The following is an 18,742-nucleotide window of genomic DNA, read 5'->3' on the forward strand; positions in this document are numbered from 1 at the left end:
GTTGAAATGTTATTGAATATTGTTCATTCGGCAGGCTGATTTGTTTATTTAATCTGGACACTTAAAACGACCACCAGATAAAAAACTGAACATTAAAATGCCTGCGTTTAATTAACCGACCTTCACTATACCGCAAAATAGTACGATCGTATTATTTCAAAGTAAAAATTTTTTAAGCACGTATCACTCGACATACTCCCCTTAAAAATCAGGAAAGTATGCCGATTGTCCAGAGAATCATTGGACGATTAAATATTACTAGGATGGAGTATATTTAAACTTCCAGCCACTCACGACGGATTGCATCATTAGCACGTAATTCGCTTGGGGTACCTTCAAATACGATGCAACCATGTCCCATGACATAAACCCGTTGCGAAATCTCCAGCGCAATTGCCAGCTTCTGCTCAACCAGTAAAACCGAAATACCGCGATTCTTAAGCTCTTTCAAATACTCAGCCACCAGTTCTACGATTTTTGGCGCTAAACCTTCGGTCGGCTCATCAATCATGATCAGATCAGGATCGCCCATCAGGGTACGACACAGCGTCAGCATTTGTTGCTCACCACCGGACAAAACCCCGGCAGCGGTGTGCTGGCGTTCCTTCAGACGAGGAAACATCTGGTACATATCATCCAGACACCAGCGCGATTTTTTACCGGACTTTTCACCCAGAATCAAATTTTGCTCTACCGTCAAGGTAGGAAAAATATCTCGGTTTTCCGGAACATATCCCAAGCCTTTATGTGCAATCTGGAACGCTTTCAAACCTATGATTTCTTCGCCCTTAAATTTGATGGAACCTGTCGAATCCACTTGTCCCATCGTTGCTTTGACCGTGGTAGAACGACCAACGCCATTGCGTCCAAGCAGACTGACGATTTCGCCTTGATTGACGACCATATCAACGCCATGCAACACATGGCTCTTACCGTAGAAGGCGTTTAAATCTTTTATCTCTAACAATGCACTCATGCTGCAGCCTCCACAGGTGCATGTCCACCCAAATAAGCGTCCTTCACTTTTTGATTATTCCGGATGTTCATCGGCGTATCACAGGCAATGACTTCGCCATAGACAACCACGGCGATTTTATCTGCCAGACCAAACACCACACTCATGTCGTGCTCTACCATCAGCAAAGTTTTACCCACGGTGACTTTGCGGATAAGTTCTACTGCAGCATCGGACTCTGAACGGCTCATACCTGCCGTTGGTTCATCCAGCAAAATCACATCGGCACCACCGGCAATCGTAATTCCGATTTCCAGAGCACGTTGCTCGGCGTAAGTCAGCAAACCTGCGGTGATATCGCGACGACGCTTGAGGCCGATTTGCTCCAACACTGCCTCGGCACGTTCATGTGCATCTTTTAAACCATTAAGCCTATGCCAAAAAGAATACTTGTAGCCTAGCGACCATAACACCGCACAACGCAAATTTTCATATACAGACAAACGGTGAAAGATATTGGTAATCTGGAAGCTACGCGATAAACCACGGCGATTAATTTCAAACGGTTTGAGCGCAGAAATACTTTCACCATTCAATAAAATATCGCCAGAAGTGATCGGGAAGCGACCAGAAATTAAATTAAACAGCGTCGATTTTCCCGCACCATTTGGTCCAATAATCGCAAAGCGTTCGCCCTTGGGTACTTGCAAGGTCGCACCACGGATGATTTCTGATTTGCCGAAACTTTTTCTAACTTCTTTTAATTCGAGGGAGAACTGACTCATGCTTGCACCCTCCGCATTTGCTCTTCGATTTCGGTATTCACTTCGCCCCATTTTTGTTGGAATGTTGGTTTAGTAAAAATAAATCCGGCGACGCCAACTACGATAAAAGTAGCAGCAATCAGCCATGAACTTGGCAAGGCTGTGTCGAGATTGACGCCAAACAGGTTCATTGTGGAAGTTTGCGACGCCTCTAAGGTGCGCTGATATAACATCTCGATGGCGAGTACGATGCCAATCACCGCGATGGCGGATGCCAGCAATAATTTCCACATCGGTGACCAGACACGTTTAAACAATCCAAACTTAGCAACGCGTAAATTCATCATCAAAATACTGGCCACACCACCAGGGGCATACATCACCACAAGGATAAAAATAATCCCTAAGTACAATTGCCATGCCTTAGTGAAATCAGACATCATCACCGTCAGCATGACGCCCAAGACGGCACCTATCAAAGGACCAAAGAAGAAGCCAATACCACCAATAAAAGTAAATAGCAGCACACCACCAGAACGCACGGCACTGACATTCTCTGCACTGACAATTTCAAAATTAATCGCAGACAAACCACCTGCAATACCTGCAAAAAAGGCAGACAGGATCAGCGTTAGATAACGTACCCACTGTGTGTTGTAGCCAATAAACTCTACTCGCTCTGGATTATCTCTGACTGCATTGGTGAGCCGACCAAGTGGCGTTTGAGTAAATGCGTACATACCTATGGTACTGATAAACAACCAGAACGCAATCAGGTAATACACTTCAATTTGCGGCCCATAAGTAATGCCCAAAAATGATTGGCCGATGACACGATTAGTAGAGATGCCGCCTTCACCACCAAAGAAGTTAGGGAACATTAATGAGCAAGCGAACACCAACTCAACAATACCCAAGGTGATCATAGAAAACGTGGTGCCCGATTTTTTGGTGGTGACGTAGCCAAACAAAACGCCAAACACCATACCGGCAACACCGCCAATCAAAGGAATTAAAGTGATAGGAAAAATCAGCGAGCCATTAGTCACTAAATTCATCGCATGGATAGAAAAGAATGCTCCCAGCCCCGAATACACCGCATGACCAAAAGACAGCATACCGCCCTGCCCCAGCAACATATTAAAGGACAGGCCAAAAATCATCAGCGTGCCAATTTGGGAGAGTAAAGATAGCGAGCCACCGGATTTGAAAATCAGTGGCGCCACGATTAACATGACGGCAAAGGCAACCCAGATAATCCAGCGCACTAAGTTCAGAGGTTTATAGTTAAGATTTTTTGTCATTTTTTATCCTTCGCGTGTACCGAGCAAACCTCTTGGCCGGAAGATGAGGATAAGCACCAACATTAAGTAAGGCATGATAGGTGCGGTCTGTGCAATCGTCAGATTGAGTAAAGCATAGCCAGGCGTTGTGTCTGCAATTTGTGTCCCCATTTTTGCGAACACCGTTACAAAAGAATAGTCTAGTGCGACAGCAAATGTTTGTACGACGCCAATCAATATTGAGGCCACAAAAGCACCCGCTAACGATCCCATACCACCGACCACCACCACCACAAAAATAATACTGCCTAGTGTCGCGGCCATACCTGGTTCCGTCACAAAAGCATTGCCGCCGACTACCCCAGCCAGTCCTGCCAGCGCACAACCACCGCCAAACACCAGCATAAATACGCGTGGCACATTATGACCTAGTGCCTCCACCGTATCAGGGTGTGTCAGTGCAGCTTGTATCACCAGACCAATGCGAGTTTTGGTCAGCAATAAATAAATCGAGATCAGCATCAGCAAGGCAACAAACATCATAAAGCCGCGATACATCGGGAAAGTCGTTGTGTACAAGGTGAATAAAGGACCATCCAATGCAGCAGGAATTGCATACGGCACAGTAGAACGTCCCCAGATCAATTGCACTAATTCCACAATCACATAAGACAAGCCAAAGGTGAATAAGAGTTCGGGAATATGCCCGTATTTATGTACTGAACGCAGGCCATAACGCTCTACTAATGCACCGAGGACACCAACAAGCAAAGGGGCAACAAGCAAGGCAGGCCAAAAGCCAAGTTTGGAGCTGATGCCATAGGCAAAATACGCACCTATCATATAAAAACTGGCGTGGGCGAAATTAAGTACGCCCATCATACTGAAAATCAGCGTCAGTCCAGAGGACAGCATAAACAAGAGCAGTCCGTAACTAACCCCGTTCAGCAAGGTGATCAATGTAAATTCCACTGCAAAGATCCTTTTGGAAAAATTGGACGATCGTACTAATTAACAAAAAAAAGAGAGCGCACCAACGTGCAGCTCTCTTTATCTAGTTAATTAACCTGGACGCTTCATTTGGCATGAAGAAGGTTGAGTGGCGACAAAGGCATCAATTTTTTGATTTGTCTTCCAGCCCATGCCCGTATTTTCTTGATCAAACTTAACATCTTTACCATTCACTTTGACCCAAGTTGCGATGTATAAAGGCTGCTGAATTTGATGATCCAACTTACGCATCACGGTATCGCCATTTAAACTTTTAACTCTGGAACCTTCCATCGCAAAAGCAACATCTTTTGGCTCTATCGATTTAGCATCTTTCACGGCTTTAGCCATATAAGAGAGGATCGTATAAGTCGCCATTGAATAGTAGTCGTCTTTGTACTTGGTTTTAAAACCTTCAACAATATCTTTGCCAGCAAAGGTTTCATTATTGGCGTTCCAGTAGCCGACGTATTTCACTCTATCTACACCCGCTATACCCATTGCAGTCGGTACACCTGTTGTTGCAGCATAGTAGGTGTAGAAGTTAGCTTTGAGATCTGCATCTTTAGCCGCTTTAATCAACAAAGCTAAATCGGCACCCCAGTTACCTGTGATGACGCTATCTGCGCCCGATGCTTTAATTTTTGCAATATACGGAGCGAAATCTTTGACTTGACCAATTGGATGTAAATCATCGCCAACGATCTGTACATCAGGGCGTTTACGTGCCAGATATTCTTTCGCGGCGCGGGTAACTTGCTGGCCGAAAGAGTAGTTCTGACCAATGATATAAACCTTCTTGATATTTTTATCCTGCGCCATATAAGTCGTCAGGGATTCCATTTTCATGTCTGAGTTGGAATCAAAACGGAAATGCCAGAAGCTGCATTTGCTATTGGTCATATCTGGATCAACAGCAGCGTGATTGAGGTAGACAATTTCTTTGCCAGGATTACGCTCATTATATTTATTGACAGCATCCTCTAACGCCAAACCGGCACCAGAACCATTACCTTGCGTGATATAACGAAAACCTTTATCGATCACAGTTTTGAGCACGCTTAATGATTCTTGTGGGCTGCTTTTATTATCAAAGCCAACCACTTCAAATTTATGCGGGCCAGCCCAACCTTCAGCATTGGCTTTATCTGCCACGTACTGAAACGAGTTAAGAATATTTTGTCCAACGGGTGCAAATGGACCAGACAGAGGATCGATGTAAGCGATTTTGATTGTGTCTGCCATCGTCAGTGGTGCCGACAATGCCAGGGCAACAGCTAACACCGGTGTACGTAATTGAAATTTCATTTGTCTCACTCCAATATTTTATTTGTGGATGTTGATAGAATTTTTAAAATCTTTTTTATTGTTGTCTGTACTTCTTTCTTGCTTTAGAACTTTTGAGTAAAAATGCCCTACTCAATCCTGCCTCCCTTTTAAATCAAGCCGTTGGTAATTTATAGTCTTTGAATTGATCTCTCAATTTATTTTTCAAGATCTTTCCTGTTGCACCCAAAGGTAAGGCATCAATGAAAACAACGTCATCTGGCATCCACCATTTTGCAATTTTTCCTTCGTAAAAACTGAGCAGTTCTTGTTTTTCTATCTCTGCACCTGGTTTTTTTACGACCAACAAGAGAGGACGTTCGTCCCACTTTGGATGAAAAATACCAATACATGCAGCTTGTAAAACGGCGGGATGGGACATTGCTACATTTTCCAGATCAATCGTGCCTATCCATTCACCGCCCGACTTAATCACATCTTTACTACGGTCTGTAATCTGCATATAACCATCAGCATCAATGGTTGCAACGTCACCTGTCGGGAACCAGCCATCCTCAAGAACATCACCACCTTCGTACTTATAATAACTGCTGATAATCCATGGACCTTCGACTAGCAAGTTACCATAGGTTTTGCCATCCCAAGGCAATTCTTTGCCTGCATCGTCCACAATCTTCATGTCAACACCATAGATTACGTGGCCTTGTTTTTCCAAGATTGCTTGTTGTGCATCATCGGACAATAAACTGTGCTTTGCCATCAAGGTGCCGGTAGTACCTAATGGCGACATCTCAGTCATCCCCCATGCATGGACAACTTCCACCCCGTAGGTGTGACGTAAAGTTTTCATCATGGCTGGAGGACATGCCGAACCACCAATGACAGTTCGTTTAAAACTAGAGAACTTCAAATTATTTTGTGCGACATAAGTCAGCAAGCCCAGCCAGACCGTAGGTACGCCCGCAGAAAAGGTAACTTGCTCCTGCTCAAATAATTCGTATAAAGATTTGCCATCGAGGGCTGGGCCAGGGAAAACCAGTTTGGCACCTGTCAGTGGGGCCGAATATGGCAAACCCCAGGCATTAACATGGAACATAGGTACCACAGGCAGCACGCAATCACGGCCAGAGACATTTAATCCGTCTGGCATTGCGGAGGCATAAGAATGTAAGACAGTTGAACGGTGCGAATACAGTGCGCCTTTGGGGTTGCCCGTAGTACCAGACGTGTAGCACAAACTAGATGCGGAGTTTTCGTCAAATAAAGGCCAGACAAAATCATCTGAATTAGCGTCGATCAAATCTTCGTAACACATCAAATTAGGTACAGCACCATCTGTGGGTAAATGCTCGCGGCTGCACATCATGATGTAGCCTTTGATCGTCGGACAATGACTGGCAATGGCTTTGATGATAGGCAAAAAATTTATCTCGAAGAACAAATATTGATCTTCCGCATGATTCACCATGTAGCTGATCTGTTCTGGATGCAAACGAGGATTGATCGTGTGCAATACTGCACCGGAACCGGAAACCGCATAATAAGCTTCCAGATGGCGATAACCGTTCCACGCTAATGTGGCGACTCTGTCACCAATTTTGACATCTAACTGTTTAAGCGCATTGGCGAGCTTTTTAGCGCGACTATGGCATTCGCGGTAGTTATAGCGATGGATATCGCCCTCTACACGCCTTGAGACTATTTCGCTGCTACCAAAATAACGATCTGCATGTTCAATCAAACTGGAAATAAGCAGAGGCTTACTCATCATTTGTCCCATCACCGGACTTTGTTGATACTGCGACATCTGTTCTCCCGAGGTAGTGCTAAGTTGTTCGAAGTTGTTATATAGCTGGCAAGCATGCAAGGTTTTGTTATTCGGTTCGCTTTTTTGTTTTATTTACCGAATTAAATTCTTTCGCCCTGATTTTTGTACGACCGTACTAATTCGTCAATCCTTATTTATGTTGCAAGGCACCATGTTTTTTGAGAAATTTTTTATATTTTGAGAACTTCATTAGAGTAAATCCTCGATTTCATAAAAATACCGATATTGCAATGCAACAGAGAGGTATTAAAAACCGCCAATTTGAGACATTTTTCAATCGGTTTTTGATGTATTTTTCTGTGACTGAATTTGCATATAAAAAAATTGCCGGCGACATTTCTGCCCCGGCAATCTATTTCAAATCACGGATCACATCATTTACGCCAAAGTTGCTCCAACGTTACGCCAACATTGGCTCAAGTCACTGACGATATTTGCTCCGCAGGCAAATAGCACTTGCACAACGATTAAGTCGTTTTTTTACGTCCCTTGCCAATAGTTTGCGTCTCTCCAGATTCCAGCAGAAAACCTGCGGCTGCATCCCGACCCAAGACTTTGACCAGGTACGGCATGACTTCTCTCAGCGTGGCCTCCAGTGTCCATGGCGGGTTAATAATAAACATACCGCTGCTATGCAAACCAAAACCGTCTGGCGTTGGTCCGCTAATCGATAAAGTCACATTGAGCCAACCGTTGGCTTGCAAACGCTTCAATCTCTCAGGTAATTGCTTGGAATCTTGACGATTCAGCACTGGGTACCAGACAGCAAATGTACCGGTAGGGAAACGCTTTAAACCATCCTCTACCGTATCTTTGACGCGGCGGTAGTCATCTTTTACTTCATACGGTGGGTCAATTAAAACCAGACCACGGCGTGATGGTGGCGGCAACAAAGCCTTTACACCCTCAAAGCCGTCACCAGCGGCAATGATGACACGCTTGCCTCTGGTGGTCGGTCTATGTCCCTGCGCAGCCAGATGCGCATCGAGCTTACGGAAGTTCTCGCTCAGGATTTTAATCTCGCTAGGATGTAGCTCGAATAAACGTAGACGATCTTGTTCACGTAAGATTTTGTCGGCACAATAAGGCGAGCCTGGGTAGTAGCGCATCTTGCCGCTTGGATTTAACTCTTTGACCAGGTCAACATATTCAGCCAGGCTAGGCGGCAAGTCTTTGCGATCCCACAGCGGGGCAATGCCGGTTTCAAATTCGGCATTTTTTGTTGCATAACCAGCATCCAGCGAATACAAACCAGCACCAGCATGCGTGTCTATGTAGGTGTAGGCCGTATCTTTCTGACCTAAATAATTCAGTAATTGAATTGTGACGAAATGCTTGAGAACGTCTGCGTGGTTGCCTGCATGGAAGCCGTGGCGATAGCTCAGCATAATGAGTGATTCCTATAAAAATAGATGGCTTGTCTTCCGTTGAGAAAGCAAGCCATTGAGGTTCGATGCTGGATTTTACTCTTTTTAAGCCTAGACAGGCTCAAAACGGCTTAAAACACCTTAAAACAGATGGAAGTTCAGTCTCAGCTAATCCGCTTCCCCATGATGATCAAATCACGTTCAATGCCATCCAAGTTAGCAACACGGGGCATATTTGCCCAAATCTCAAAGTTAAACTTGGCAAACAAATTCATGCTGGGTGTGTTGTGACCGAATATAAATCCCAGCAGAGTATGCACTGCGATTTGCGGAGCATAGGCAATCGCCTGATTCAGAAAATATCGCCCCAAGCCTTTGCCGCGTGCGTCCTCATGTAAATAAATGGAAAGCTCTGCTGTGCCGGAGTACGCAGGCCGTCCATAAAAATTAGAAAATGATAGCCAGCCTAAAATTTTTCCATTGTCTTCAATCACCCACAGCGGACGTTTGTCTGGCGTATGCTCATTAAACCAGGCGTGGCGGGACTCAACCGATATTGGGTCAGTATCGGCAGTGACCTGACGGGAAGCAACAGTGGAGTTATAGATAGCGACAATCTCTGGCAGATCAGCGAAGCTTGCCAGGCGATGGGAGGGAACAATTCCAGACATAATTATCGATACAAGAAGAAATTGGGGACGCTTGGATTAAGGCACTCTGACCAAAGGGTTTAAGGCAAAGCGCTTGAGTTAAAAAGTAAGGACTAAAGCGTATGAGTTGCGCGCGATGAACGAATCGCAGCGCCTAATAACTCTTCCACTCTTAATCGGATACGTGTACCACTTTCATCATCGGGAAAATGGACGCCGATACCTTGCGACTTGTTATTGCCAGCACCTGCCGGGGTGATCCAGGCTACTTTGCCAGCGATAGGATATTTATTTGGGTCATCTAATAAAGTCAAAATCAGATAAATCTCTTCGCCCAAGCGATAAGATTTATTGGTTGGTACAAAGATACCGCCATTTTTTAGGAATGGCATATAGGCAGAGTACAGTGCTGCCTTCTCTTTAATTGCCAATGACAACACGGAAGGACGCGCCGGTGTTGGCATGTTCAAAGGAATACCAGGATCGGCGGGCAAGTCGGCCATAAACAAGCTTTCAGTGAAATAGTGAAGAGTAATCCAACAGCATATCTTCAATAAAGAGTTTGGCAGACAAAGGATGACTGGCGATTGCCTGACGCTCGTTCGTGCTCTTAATCACATTTAATAAAGCATGGACGTCAACACGTTGGGCAAGCGCAGCTAACTCTTTTTGATATCGAGGATGATACCGGATTCTTCCTGTTTGTTTATAAGAAAAAATATCATACAACCAACGCTGCAACCACGCGACCGTATTCGGCACACTGAGTTTTTGTATTTTTTCCGCAATTTTCAAGCTGGAATCAACACCCGGCTTACTTAACTGACGCAAAAATTCGTCTAACTCCGCCCTGTCTTCCGACTGCGACATCAATAAGGCAGATAAGGGCGCGCCACCTTGCTGCGCCAGCCAGGTTTCTGCATCGCCTAACTGTTGGGTTTGCAACCAGTCCAAAGATTGCTGCTTGTCTGGCAAACCCATTCCAAATTTGTGACAGCGGGACAAAATCGTCGGCAACAATTTATCCAGACTGTTTGAAACCAAAATAAATACCGTATTGGGATTCGGCTCTTCCAATGATTTAAGCAAGGCATTGGCAGCCGGGATATTCAAGGCTTCGGCCGGATACAACACAATCACACGTCGTCCCTGACGATGGGTAGAAATATTCATAAAATCGCCCAATGCACGCACCTGATTAATGACGATTTCTTTTGATGGTGCTTTGCTAGATTTTGCTTTTTTCTCAGGCTCAGGAGTATCGCCCTCGCTGGCGGCGCCCTCTTCCTCATCCAGTAACTCGGGCCTGACCCGACGGTAGTCCGGATGACTGTACTGCCCAAACCAGCCGCAAGATAAGCAAGTACCGCAGGCATGGCCGTCTGCGGAAGGTGCTTCGCACAATAAGGACTGCGCCAAATGTTCGGCAAAAACAGTTTTACCGATGCCTTCAGGGCCGTGTAGCAAAATCGCATGAGGCATACGCTGCCGTAGCAAATTCAATTGTTGCCAGGCGTCTTGCTGCCAGATAAAAAGTGGATGCGTCATACCTGCGTCTGCTGATTTGAATGCAACTTAAATGAATGTGGTTCAGGCTCACTACACAAGCGCTCAATCAAGGTATCAAGATACGCACGGATGTCAGGAATCGGACGGGTCGAATCGATGATCTGAAAACGTTCTGAAAACTCAGCGGCGCGGCGCAAATATTCAGAGCGGGTATCTGCAAAAAATTCTGCTTTTTCCTGCTCAAACTTATCCAGATCACGGGTTGCATCCAGGCGGGCACGTGCTACTTCTAAAGGCACATCAAATAAAAACGTCATGTCAGGCTGCAAATCAGGATGTACCCATTGTTCTAGTGCATTCAGTTTTTCCAGCGCCAATTTACGTCCACCACCTTGATAAGCAAAACTCGCATCAGTAAAGCGATCAGAAATAACCCAGTCACCGCGAGCTAAGGCCGGTTCTATTACTTGAGCGATATGTTCTCTGCGTACGGCGAACATGAGTAAGGCTTCCGTTTCTAAATGCATTTTTTCCTGCAAAAGCAGATCACGTAATTTTTCGCCTAATGCCGTACCACCGGGTTCACGGGAAGACACAACCTTAATCCCATGCTGCTGCAACTGCCCTGCCACATATGCAATATGGGTAGATTTACCAGCACCATCAATACCTTCAAAAGTAATGAACTTGCCTCTTATTGCTGCACTTGTTTTGCTTGCTATCGACATACAAATCAATTCTTTAATCAGTTCTTGCTATAGTTTTTACTGTAGTTTTTGGTAATTCAGTTTAATTTATTTCAATCATTACCTATCGCTGATATTTATTGACGGCACGGTTGTGCTCAGTCAAATCATCAGAAAATTGGCTAGTACCATCGCCTCTGGCGACAAAATATAAAGCACCACTTTTGGCGGGAGTAAACGCCGCTGTCAAAGAGGCAATTCCGGGCAATGCGATCGGCGTTGGCGGCAGACCAGTGCGAGTATAGGTGTTAAACGGTGTATCGGTGAGCAAATCGTTTTTTCTGATTTTGCCTTGATATTTATCCCCCATGCCATAAATCACCGTCGGATCTGTTTGCAAAAGCATGCCTAACTTGAGACGATTAACAAATACCGCAGCGATCATAGTGCGCTCAGATTTTTGGCCGGTTTCTTTTTCGATGATAGATGCCATGATCAAGGCTTCATAAGCTGTTTTATACGGCAGCATTGTGCTCTTTGCTGCCCACGCCTCGTTGAGCTTTTTAATCATCACACTATGTGCTTGCTGATAAATTTGCAGATCGCTAGACCCTTTGGCAAACAAATAGGTATCAGGGAAAAATAAACCTTCCGGCAATGTGTAATCAGGATCGATTTTTTTCATCAGGTCGCGGTCGGACATACCAGCAGTATCATGGTTTAAGTCAGAATTAGTATCGACTACTTTACGCATCTGCTGAAAAGTCCAGCCCTCAATAATCGCTAATGCACCAAATGAAAAATCACCGCTGACGATTTTGTTCAATAGGTCTAACGGCGTTTTATTAGATTCTAATCCGAAAGAACCTGCTTTTAATTTATTCGCCTTGCCGGTAGCACGTGCTAGCACTTCGAACAATATAGGATTAATCGGAACACCCGCTTCGTAGATTTGTCGGGCAGAACTGCGAACACTACTACCGGCTTTGATGCTGAAATCAATTGGTTTATCTACCGATGTGCCGCTACTTATTTCTGGAATGAAGATAGGTTGCATTGCCCAATAAGCAAAACCACCGCAAGCAGCGCCACCAAACAAAATAATGAGAACGAAAAGTTTTTTTATGAATGCCATGCCAAAAATTGTGCCCAGAATTAAAAATGGTGAGTTAAAAGCTTAAATTATTAAAAGCTACGCATTAAAAGCTGAAAACTAAAAGCTATGAACACGAAAAGCGATTGCAAACGTAATTTTGCGGACAGCACTATAATCCGCAAGAGGTAGCACATAGTAAGTGAGACGTATTTTAAACCGAGACTCCATGAATACAGAAACAATGACTAGTTGGCAGGATTTTTTAGCGCAACACGGCGCCCATATCGTTGATCAAAAGGTACAAGGCTTTGCGACCGCTACAGAAGCGCACTTTTTGACCGGCTCTAATGGCACAGCAGGCTTTATTTCTGCATTGACCGATCAAGCATTGCTATTAGCAACGGGCGAAGATGCTGCCAGTTTTTTACATAATCAATTGAGCAATGATGTAGAAAAACTGGAACAAGATGATGCCAAATTAGCCTGCTACTGCACGCCAAAAGGTCGCATGATAGCCAGCTTCGTCTACTGGAAAACTACCGATGGTATCGTCTTGCAATTGCACGCCTCTATCAAAGCAGCCATCCATAAACGATTGCAAATGTTCATTTTGCGGGCGAAAGCTAAACTAAGCGATATCAGTAATGAGCAAGTTGTGCTAGGTCTTGGCGGCCAGGCAGCAGAAGCGGCGTTAACGACTTGGTTTCCCTCATTGCCACAACAAATCTACGGCAAAGTTAATACTGCCTTTGGCACCTTGATCCGCGTCGCAGATGCACATCAGATACCACGTTACCAGTGGATCACCACGAATGCTATGGCACAACAAGTCTGGCCGCAATTAAGCAAACAACTGCAACCTGTAGATACCAGCGTATGGCATCTGACCAATATCCAAGCGGGTGTCGCGCAGATTATCGATAAAACTCAAGAAAAATTTGTACCGCAGATGGTTAATTTTGAATTGATTGGTGGGGTTAACTTTAAAAAGGGCTGCTATCCAGGTCAGGAAATCGTCGCTCGCAGCCAATATTTGGGCAAACTCAAACGTCGGATGGCAATCGCCCGCATCGCGCATGAGGCCAGCAATCCTATTTTGGCGGGTAGCGAAGTGTTTGCTGCAACGGACGGCGACCAGCCTTGCGGCATGATCGTCAACGCCGAAATGGAAGATGCGCAGCACAGCCTTTGTCTGGTTGAAATGAAGGTAGCGGATCAGGAAAATGGCGATATTCATCTGGGATCGGCGACTGGCGAGCAACTACTATTTCTGCCACTGCCTTATGCCGTGGTTGACATCACTGCATAGTTAAATCCGTCTGGCTTGAAGAATGAGATTACAGGTGAAATCAATATACTCACCCTATGTATAAGAATATGATGGCTTATTGTCCAATGATTCTCTGGACAATTAACTAAATTAGTCAAATACTCCCCTTTTTTATACATTTAACTGCATTTTCAGATAATTGCAAAGCGACGACCAGAATCAACTATGGACTGCTATATTTATTACAAAACGCTGGTCGAACATCAAGACCAGGCTTTAGAACAAGTACAAGCGATGCAAGACATTCTTCGTCGTGACACCGGCGTTAGATCAGGCCTACAGCGTCGACCCGAAGTCAGTGGTGGCATGCAGACCTGGATGGAAATTTATCAACAAGTCCCAGAGAATTTTATCGCCTGCATCACCCTGGCGATACAACAAACCCGCTTGCTAGCTTTGATTCATGGTGAGCGACATCCTGAATTTTTTATGGAGATAATTCCATGTGTCTGATCGTCTTTGCCTGGAAATTATTACCGCATACACCTCTCATCGTCGCCAGCAACCGGGATGAGTTTTACGACCGTCCGGCAGCACCGGCAATCTGGTGGGAAGGTGCACCCCATGTATTTGGTGGACGTGATTTACAGTCCGGCGGCACCTGGATGGGCGTCGCCAATCAAGAAGATCAGAATGCTGCAGCGAAAAAATTTGCCGCTATTACCAATGTGCGGGCGCCCTCAGAGAAGCGCACTGATGCCCCCTCTCGCGGCACGCTGGTATCCAATTATCTAACAGGTACACTATCTGCCAAAGACTATATCGCCAGCATCAAAGATAAGGTAGAGGACTACAATGGTTTTAATTTATTGGTGGGCGATGAAGAGGATTTGATCTGGTTCTCTAATCGCAAACAAGACGATCCTCGCAATGGTCAACCACTGCCGCCGGGTATTTATGGCATTTCAAACGCAGCACTTGATACACCTTGGCCCAAAGTCGTCAAAACCAAAGCGGAGTTTGCCAGCCTGCTGTGTCAGCGTGCGCCGGAAGAAGCTTATTTTGAAATGCTGTCAAACACCACACCAGCACCCGACTGCCGCTTGCCAGATACAGGAGTCAGCTTTGAGATGGAACGTCTGTTGTCATCCCCATGCATAGAGTCGCCAGATTACGGCACGCGCGTATCTAGTCTGATCAAAATACATAGCCACCATCCGGCTGAATTTCATGAGAAGCTGCTGCGTTAATTGATGCATTGGTGCGACATTAGTTAAGCCGGCACATTGACTAAATCAAAGAATCGCAGATATCAAAAAACACCTCAAACATCTCGCAAAGGTGCACGCCATAACATCAGTGCAGCAATCAATTTAAGAGCACAGGGCAAAATCGCGTACGCAACGCCCAGCGCTTGGATACCTTGTAGGTCGCTGGTACCGGGCACGTAGCCAAGAAAATCAAGCAAAGGCAAAGACACACCGGCTGCTAATGCCAAATTCATCTTAGTAGCCCAATTCCAGGCACCAAAATAGGCTCCCTCTCGCTGCCCGCTATGCCCACCTTTTCTGATTACCGCAGCCAATAAGGCTGGTGGGAGTGCCAGATCAGCACCAAGAGCCAATCCAGACATTGCGCAAATGATCCCGAATGGCATTGCTGCCCCGACACCCAGGCCAAACACCCAGACAAAAGAGGTGATCGATAGCAGCATCCCCAACAACCATGCGCGTGCCTCTCCCAGCTTACTTGCGGTGAAGACCCACAGAGGCATAGAAATCGCAGCCGCTAAAAAATACAGTATTAAAAATACGCCCGACAAATGCCCAAGCTGCAAACGATCTTTAGCAAAAAACAAAAATAAGGTCGCGGGAATGGATGCCGCAATTCCGTTGACGACAAATACCGCGAATAAACTACGAAAATATGCATTACGAAAAGGGATGGTCAATGACAGAGGCTCTGCTGCCAGAGCGTTCTCCGGCACAGCCTTTATCTCAACGTCGGCCAATGCCGGGCGAGGTGCATAACGAATCAGTAAGCCACTAGCGACCAATAAGCTGACCACAAACGCAGTCGACAACCACGCAATACTGGCCAGCTGCGACAAGGCTGCAGCCGCAATCACACCAATCAAACCGCAGGCCTCGCGGACAGCCGTAATCCGCGTGCGTTCAGTGGGAGCCTGGGTCAATGCTGCACCCCAGCTTTGATGCGCGATTGTTGCTAAACTAAAACCCGCATATACCACCATCAATGAACATAAAAACCAAATAAACGGCGCACCATTCGCGATTGTTAATGGATGAAATAGAGCGAGAAATCCTGCAATCAGCGCAGGCAAGGACCAAAGTATGTAGCGCGAATACGATTGGCTACGATGATTTTTATCGATCCACCAACCGATTGCCGGATCAATAAAAGCGTCCAGTAAACGCGCTAGCAATAGCGCCGTACCGATCAAGGTAAGTGAAATACCAAAGTGCTCCGCATAAAACTGGGGAACATAGACATAGATGGGCAGCGCGACCAGCGCTAGCGGCAAGCCGAACAGGCCGTAAGTCAGTACCGCAGAAAATGAAAAAATCTTCACTGGCCGGATAACCAAGTACGGCGACATTCACCGCAATAAAAATCGGTACGCGAGCCTAAAACAAGATCTAGGACAATCATCTCAAGCCTTCAATTTAAAAGGATTGAAATCAGTATCTATGTCGTAATAGTCCTCGTTCTCTTTCCGTTTTAAGAACGCGACAATTTTATAGGTGACAGGCGTCATCAGGACTTCCCAACCGGTCTTCAAAATATATTGCGCAATAATCACTGAGATCAGTTGGTGGTTCGACCAAATACCATAAAAAGCGATCACGTAAAATAAACTGGAATCTACCAGCTCACCGCAAACCGTGGACCCTATAAAACGCATCCATAGTTGACGACCTGCCATGGCAATCTTCATTTTTGCCATGACATAACTATTCACAAAGCTGCCGCACCAAAACGCAATCATCGAGCCCAGGACGATACGTGGCGTATTACCGAACACCGCATCCAGATGCATCTGGTAATCCCGGTTAAACGGATCAGCTGCGGGCTTTAACGCCAGCACCACAGCTGACATCACGGCAGCAAAAATCAAAGCACCAAAACCCGCCCAGATGACGCGACGGTCGCGACCATAGCCATACACCTCGGTCAATATGTCGCCAAAAATGTATGAAATCGGAAAGAATAAAACACCCGCACCAAAGGTCACCGTACCTAACACTGGCAAAGTCACTTCGGCAGCCTTAGCAGCGCCAATCAGATTTGAGCAAAGCAATACCGTCACAAATGCCGCCATGACGAAATCATAGTATTTGTATTGAGCGATAGGACGAGCCATAGTCTGGTTTTCTGATAATAAAATGAGTAGTTAAAACGAGAGTGACAACAAATTTGGTGTAATCAGCAAACTGATTTCTAAACGACGCTAAATACTAACTTAGAAAGAAAAACAGCGTCATTCTCTTGTAAGGATGACGCTGTTTTTTGTCCAAGATGAGCGGGTCAGGCTGAATTGTGTTGCTGAATTTAGCTAAGCTCTTCCAAACGCAACTTAGTAACAGAGCCAAATACCGTCGCCAATGCTTCAATTTTAGTAATCGCCGCCAAAATATTTTTCTCTTGAGTTTGATGTGTCAGCATAACGATATCGGTTTTTGCCTCGCCGTCTGCTGGCTCCTTTTGCAGCATTGCATCAATGGAAATAGAAAAGTCTGCCAGAATTTTAGTCACATCGGCCAGCACGCCGGCCTTGTCTGCAACATGCAGTCGCAAATAGTAGCTAGTGACAATTTCAGACATCGGTAAAATCGGTAATGCACTCATCGCGTCAGGCTGGAACGCCAGGTGCGGTACGCGATGCTCAGGATCAGCCGTCGCCAGCCGGGTAATATCGACCAGATCTGCGATGACAGCAGACGCAGTCGGCTCTGCACCTGCACCTTTGCCGTAATACAGCGTCGCACCAACCGCATCTCCTTGCACTAACACCGCATTCATCGCGCCTTCTACATTCGCAATCAAGCGCTTTTCCGGGATCAGGGTTGGATGAACACGTAATTCGATTCCTTGATCGGTACGCTTGGTAATACCCAACAATTTGATGCGATAGCCCAGTTGCTCTGCATAGCGGATATCCGTCGCCTCCAGTTTGGTAATGCCCTCTACATGCGCTTTATCAAACTGCATCGGGATGCCGTAAGCAATTGCTGCCATGATGGTCGCCTTATGTGCTGCATCGATACCTTCAATGTCAAAAGTAGGATCTGCCTCGGCATAACCCAAAGCTTGCGCTTCTTTTAGGGCAGTTCCGAAATCCAAGCCTTTATCGCGCATTTCGGACAAAATAAAATTGGTCGTGCCATTGATAATGCCGGCAATCCATTGAATACGGTTCGCGGTCAATCCTTCACGCAGAGCCTTGATAATCGGAATCCCACCGGCAACCGCGGCCTCAAATGCGACCATTACGCCTTTGGCTTGTGCCGCAGCAAAAATCTCGTTGCCATGAGTTGCCAGCAAGGCTTTGTTCGCAGTGACGACGTGCTTGCCGTTGGCGATGGCTTTTAACACCAAGTCTTTAGCAATACCATAGCCGCCGATCAGTTCAATCACGATATCAATCTCGGGATTATTGACCACTAAATTGGCATCATTGACGACTTCGACTTCTCCGTTAGTCAGTTCGCGTGCGCGCTCAACATTGAGATCGGCCACCATGGCAATTTCAATCGAACGTCCTGCGCGACGCATAATCTCTTCTTGATTGCGCTTCAAGACGTTAAATGTGCCGGAGCCAACTGTGCCTATACCTAACAGACCAACTTTGATGGGTTTCATATTATCTCTATGCGTACTAAATAAAAAAATTAAGCGGTGGCAGGTTAAAAATTCTGCCAATAAATCTTATAAACAAGTCTTATGAGCTTCTTGCAAAATACCCAAACCAGTAAAGTCGAGCATGGGTGTGGCCACTGTTGCGATTGGTTTTCTTGTTTGAAGCGGCACATGTG

The 18,742-nt window shown here is 45.7% G+C and carries 18 protein-coding genes; 3 read left to right on the forward strand and 15 right to left on the reverse strand.

The annotated features are described in order from the left end of the window. Positions 1–274: 274 nt before the first annotated feature. From AAKU61_RS11835 to mltG, 12 genes are all read right to left on the reverse strand, one after another. Positions 275–976 (reverse strand): ABC transporter ATP-binding protein, encoded by a 702-nt coding sequence (locus AAKU61_RS11835; RefSeq protein ID WP_354332440.1) that lies wholly within the window; start codon positions 974–976, stop codon positions 275–277. Next, a complete protein-coding gene (locus AAKU61_RS11840) occupies positions 973–1,740 on the reverse strand; it encodes an ABC transporter ATP-binding protein (RefSeq protein ID WP_354332442.1) in 768 nt (255 codons plus the stop codon). Before AAKU61_RS11840 ends, AAKU61_RS11835 begins: the two co-directional genes overlap by 4 nt. Beyond that, complete coding sequence (locus AAKU61_RS11845) at positions 1,737–3,023, reverse strand: branched-chain amino acid ABC transporter permease (RefSeq protein ID WP_354332444.1); 1,287 nt, start codon at positions 3,021–3,023, stop codon at positions 1,737–1,739. The genes AAKU61_RS11840 and AAKU61_RS11845 overlap by 4 nt, the downstream gene beginning before the upstream one ends. A 3-nt stretch (positions 3,024–3,026) precedes the next feature. Beyond that, positions 3,027–3,917: a branched-chain amino acid ABC transporter permease gene (locus AAKU61_RS11850; RefSeq protein WP_503012604.1), complete on the reverse strand. Its 891-nt coding sequence runs from the start codon at positions 3,915–3,917 to the stop codon at positions 3,027–3,029. Positions 3,918–4,064: 147 nt separating this feature from the next. Beyond that, on the reverse strand, positions 4,065–5,237 hold the full coding sequence (locus AAKU61_RS11855; RefSeq protein WP_503012605.1) for a branched-chain amino acid ABC transporter substrate-binding protein: 1,173 nt from the start codon (positions 5,235–5,237) through the stop codon (positions 4,065–4,067). Positions 5,238–5,433: 196 nt separating this feature from the next. Continuing rightward, a complete protein-coding gene (locus AAKU61_RS11860) occupies positions 5,434–7,086 on the reverse strand; it encodes a 3-(methylthio)propionyl-CoA ligase (RefSeq protein ID WP_354332450.1) in 1,653 nt (550 codons plus the stop codon). 488 nt (positions 7,087–7,574) lie between these two features. Further along, on the reverse strand, positions 7,575–8,495 hold the full coding sequence (locus AAKU61_RS11865) for a 23S rRNA (adenine(2030)-N(6))-methyltransferase RlmJ (protein ID WP_322119173.1): 921 nt from the start codon (positions 8,493–8,495) through the stop codon (positions 7,575–7,577). Between the two features lie 143 nt (positions 8,496–8,638). After that, entirely contained in the window at positions 8,639–9,145 is a 507-nt protein-coding gene (locus AAKU61_RS11870; protein WP_354332452.1) for a GNAT family N-acetyltransferase, read from the reverse strand. Positions 9,146–9,237: 92 nt separating this feature from the next. Continuing rightward, a complete protein-coding gene (locus AAKU61_RS11875; protein WP_322119175.1) occupies positions 9,238–9,627 on the reverse strand; it encodes a PilZ domain-containing protein in 390 nt (129 codons plus the stop codon). Positions 9,628–9,637: 10 nt separating this feature from the next. Continuing rightward, entirely contained in the window at positions 9,638–10,672 is a 1,035-nt protein-coding gene (locus AAKU61_RS11880) for a DNA polymerase III subunit delta' (RefSeq protein WP_354332455.1), read from the reverse strand. After that, the gene (tmk, locus tag AAKU61_RS11885; RefSeq protein ID WP_354332457.1) at positions 10,669–11,361 is read right to left on the reverse strand and encodes a dTMP kinase; all 693 of its coding nucleotides are present in this window, start codon (positions 11,359–11,361) and stop codon (positions 10,669–10,671) included. The genes AAKU61_RS11880 and tmk overlap by 4 nt, the downstream gene beginning before the upstream one ends. Positions 11,362–11,443: 82 nt before the next feature. Beyond that, the gene (gene mltG / locus AAKU61_RS11890; protein ID WP_354332459.1) at positions 11,444–12,454 is read right to left on the reverse strand and encodes an endolytic transglycosylase MltG; all 1,011 of its coding nucleotides are present in this window, start codon (positions 12,452–12,454) and stop codon (positions 11,444–11,446) included. 187 nt (positions 12,455–12,641) lie between these two features. Between mltG and ygfZ the strand changes: the two genes are divergently transcribed. The 3 genes from ygfZ (at position 12,642) to AAKU61_RS11905 (ending at position 14,935) form a co-directional block, all read left to right on the forward strand. After that, complete coding sequence (gene ygfZ / locus AAKU61_RS11895) at positions 12,642–13,724, forward strand: CAF17-like 4Fe-4S cluster assembly/insertion protein YgfZ (protein WP_354332461.1); 1,083 nt, start codon at positions 12,642–12,644, stop codon at positions 13,722–13,724. A 186-nt stretch (positions 13,725–13,910) separates the two neighbouring features. After that, the gene (locus AAKU61_RS11900; RefSeq protein WP_354332463.1) at positions 13,911–14,198 is read left to right on the forward strand and encodes a DUF4936 family protein; all 288 of its coding nucleotides are present in this window, start codon (positions 13,911–13,913) and stop codon (positions 14,196–14,198) included. Further along, entirely contained in the window at positions 14,189–14,935 is a 747-nt protein-coding gene (locus AAKU61_RS11905; protein WP_354332465.1) for an NRDE family protein, read from the forward strand. Before AAKU61_RS11900 ends, AAKU61_RS11905 begins: the two co-directional genes overlap by 10 nt. 74 nt (positions 14,936–15,009) lie before the next feature. Here the strand turns inward: AAKU61_RS11905 and AAKU61_RS11910 are convergent, their stop codons facing one another. The 3 genes from AAKU61_RS11910 to AAKU61_RS11920 form a co-directional block, all read right to left on the reverse strand. Continuing rightward, on the reverse strand, positions 15,010–16,278 hold the full coding sequence (locus AAKU61_RS11910) for an MFS transporter (RefSeq protein ID WP_354332467.1): 1,269 nt from the start codon (positions 16,276–16,278) through the stop codon (positions 15,010–15,012). An 81-nt stretch (positions 16,279–16,359) separates the two neighbouring features. Further along, positions 16,360–17,070, reverse strand: coding sequence for a queuosine precursor transporter (locus AAKU61_RS11915; RefSeq protein ID WP_354332469.1), 711 nt, complete (start codon positions 17,068–17,070; stop codon positions 16,360–16,362). Between the two features lie 188 nt (positions 17,071–17,258). Continuing rightward, a complete protein-coding gene (locus tag AAKU61_RS11920; protein WP_354332471.1) occupies positions 17,259–18,569 on the reverse strand; it encodes a homoserine dehydrogenase in 1,311 nt (436 codons plus the stop codon). Positions 18,570–18,742 lie beyond the last annotated feature (173 nt).

This window comes from Undibacterium sp. GrIS 1.2, from assembly GCF_040544435.1.
GTDB lineage: Bacteria > Pseudomonadota > Gammaproteobacteria > Burkholderiales > Burkholderiaceae_D > Undibacterium.